Source organism: Microbacterium sp. K41, from assembly GCF_004794395.1.
Classification (GTDB): Bacteria; Actinomycetota; Actinomycetes; order Actinomycetales; family Microbacteriaceae; genus Microbacterium; species Microbacterium sufflavum.
In genome coordinates this window covers 1-2864 of the sequence record NZ_SSDO01000251.1, presented here as the reverse complement: position 1 = coordinate 2864, position 2864 = coordinate 1, and the positions used below count along the sequence as shown (strand labels likewise).

Annotated in this window: 3 protein-coding genes; all 3 read left to right on the top strand. The window is 70.2% G+C overall.

Translation table 11 applies throughout. From position 1 onward, the window contains the following. Window positions 1-336 (top strand): class I SAM-dependent methyltransferase (locus tag DW309_RS06960; RefSeq protein WP_168387205.1); only part of this gene is annotated, 336 nt, incomplete at its 5' end. 330 nt (window positions 337-666) lie between these two features. Beyond that, the gene (locus DW309_RS06955; RefSeq protein WP_136032223.1) at window positions 667-1971 is read left to right on the top strand and encodes a quaternary amine ABC transporter ATP-binding protein; all 1305 of its coding nucleotides are present in this window, start codon (window positions 667-669) and stop codon (window positions 1969-1971) included. Then, the coding region (locus tag DW309_RS06950; RefSeq protein WP_136044947.1) for an ABC transporter permease at window positions 1971-2864 on the top strand (894 nt) is incomplete at its 3' end. The genes DW309_RS06955 and DW309_RS06950, both read left to right, overlap by 1 nt.

The following is a 2864-nucleotide window of genomic DNA, read 5'->3' as shown; positions in this document are numbered from 1 at the left end:
GCGGCCGTGGCCTCGACCCGGGCGACCGCGGCCGCGAACGGCGTCGCCGACCGCGTCACCGTGACCCACGACGACGCCGGATCCGACCTGTCCGATGGGGCGTTCGACGTGGTGCTGCTGAACCCGCCGTTCCACCTCGGCAGCAGCGTGCACACGGGGGCCGCGACGCGGCTGTTCGAGGCCGCCGCACGGCTGCTCCGGTCGGGCGGCGAGCTGTTCACGGTGTACAACTCCGGCCTCGCGTACCGCCCCGAGCTGACGCGACTGATCGGGCAGACGGAGCAGCTCCGACGCACCCCGAAGTTCACCGTGACGCGCAGTGTGCGACGCCCGTGAACCCCCGTCGCCGAGATTGCTAGACGCTCGTACTATCCCCCGGTCAGCACCGGAAACCCGGGCACGTTCCCCGCCCAGGATTTGTCCCTGACCGGCCATTTCGTTACGTTGGTCTGTGGGCCTGACGGCCCGAAGACCAGTCCGCGACCACGTCCTTCTTTCGATGAGCTGTGCTGCGAAGAGGCGTGGGCGTACGGTCGGTCCTCTCTGCGGCGGATCCGAAATCCACCGCCCGCGCCGCCACAGCGATGATGTCGAACGGCCTCGTGAGGATCACCCGGACGTGACCGAAGCAGGCTCAGCCACCCGAGGCCGAGCCGCAGGGGAAACGTGTCCGACATCGCACTCGAAGCGCGCCATCTGTACAAGGTGTTCGGGAGGAATCCGAACGCCGCCGTCCGCCGACTGAAGGCGGGTGAGAGCCGCGCGGCCGTCGCCGACGCGGGCACCGCCGCCGTCATCGACGCCAGCTTCACCGTGAACCGCGGTGAGATCTTCGTCATCATGGGCCTGTCCGGATCGGGCAAGTCCACCATCATCCGCATGCTCAACGGCCTGCACGACATCACCGACGGCACCGTCACGGTCGGCGGCGACACCATCACGGGCATCCCCGCGGGTCGTCTGCGTGAGATCCGCCGCGACCGCATCTCGATGGTCTTCCAGCACTTCGCCCTGCTGCCGCACCGCACGGTGGCCGCGAACGTGGCCTACCCGCTCGAGCTCAAGGGCGTCGCGGCGGCCGAGCGGCAGGCGAAGGCCGAGGAGATCCTCGCGCTCGTGGGCCTCGAGGGCCAGGGCGACAAGCTGCCGTCCGAGCTCTCCGGCGGCATGCAGCAGCGCGTCGGCATCGCCCGCGCGCTCGCCGCCGACAGCGACATCCTGCTGATGGACGAGGCGTTCAGCGCGCTCGACCCGCTGATCCGCCGCGAGATGCAGGAGCAGCTGCTGGAGCTCCAGCAGAAGCTGCACAAGACCATCGTCTTCATCACGCACGACCTCAACGAGGCCATGTTCCTCGGCGACCGGATCGCCGTGATGCGCGACGGGCGCATCGTGCAGATCGGCACGCCGGAGGACATCCTGATGGACCCCGCGAACGACTACGTCGAGCAGTTCGTGCAGGACGTGGACCGTGCCCGCGTGCTCACCGCCGCGAACGTCATGGAGCGCCCGCGCCCCGTGGTCGCCGAGACCGCCGGCCCGCGCACGGCCCTGCGCCAGATGCGCGACGCCTACATGTCGGCCACCTACGTGGTCGGCAAGGACCGCCAGCTGCTCGGTGTGGTCACCGACCGCGATGCGGTGAAGCTCGTGCGGCAGGGGGTGACGCGACTCGACTCCGTGATCAAGCCCGTGCTGCAGAGCGTGCGCGAGGACGACGTGCTCATGAACCTGTTCGTGCCCGCGGTGGAGTCGCCGCTGCCCCTGGCCGTGACCGACGCCGACGGGCGACTGGCGGGCGTGATCCCCCGCGTGACCCTGCTCGCCGCCCTCGGCCCCGGCCCCGGCTCGACCGAAGAGATCCTGCTGCCGATGACGCCCATGCCGCAGGCCGAGATCGACGCGGTGCTCGACGACGGGTGGACGGCCGAGCCGCTGCCCACGACACCCGAGACGGAGGAGGTGCGCTGATGGACGGATTCCGCGTCCCCCTGGGCGACTGGGTCGCCGCCGGTGTCGACTGGATCACCGCGAACCTCGACGGTCTGCTCGACGTGGTGTCGTTCGTGGTGAGCTTCCTCGTGGACGGCCTCACCCGGCTGCTGCTCACCCCGCACTTCGCCGTGATCATCGTGATCGCCGCCCTGCTCGCCTGGGTCGTGCGGTCGTGGAAGCTCGCGATCGGCACGGCCGTGTCGTTCCTGCTGATCGTGGCGATGGACCTGTGGGTGCCCGCGATGCAGACCCTCGCCCTGGTGCTCGTCGCGGCGATCGTGGCCGTGCTGATCGCGGTGCCGCTGGGCATCTGGTCGGCGCGCAACGCCACGGTTCGGACGGCCCTGAAGCCGGTGCTCGACTTCATGCAGACCATGCCCGCGTTCGTGTACCTGATCCCCGCGATCGTGTTCTTCGGCATCGGCGTGGTGCCGGGACTCGTGGCGACCGTGATCTTCGCGCTGCCTCCCGGCGTGCGCCTGACCGAGCTGGGCATCCGCGGCGTCGACTCCGAGACCGTGGAGGCCGGGCATGCGTTCGGCGCCACCCCCGGCCAGATCCTCCGCGGCATCCAGCTGCCCCTGGCGATGCCGACCATCATGGCCGGCGTCAACCAGGTGATCATGCTCGCGCTGTCGATGGCCGTGATCGCCGGTATGGCGGGAGCGGACGGCCTCGGGAAGATGGTGGTCGAGGCGATCTCGACGATCAACATCCCGAAGGGCGTCGAGGCCGGTCTGGGCGTCGTGCTGATCGCGGTCTTCCTCGACCGGGTCACCGCCGCGCTGGGGGCCCCGGGCGAGAACCGCTCGTCGCTGTGGGGCCTGTGGAAGCGCCGCCGGTCGGGCGCGGGACCGGGCGCTGCGCCC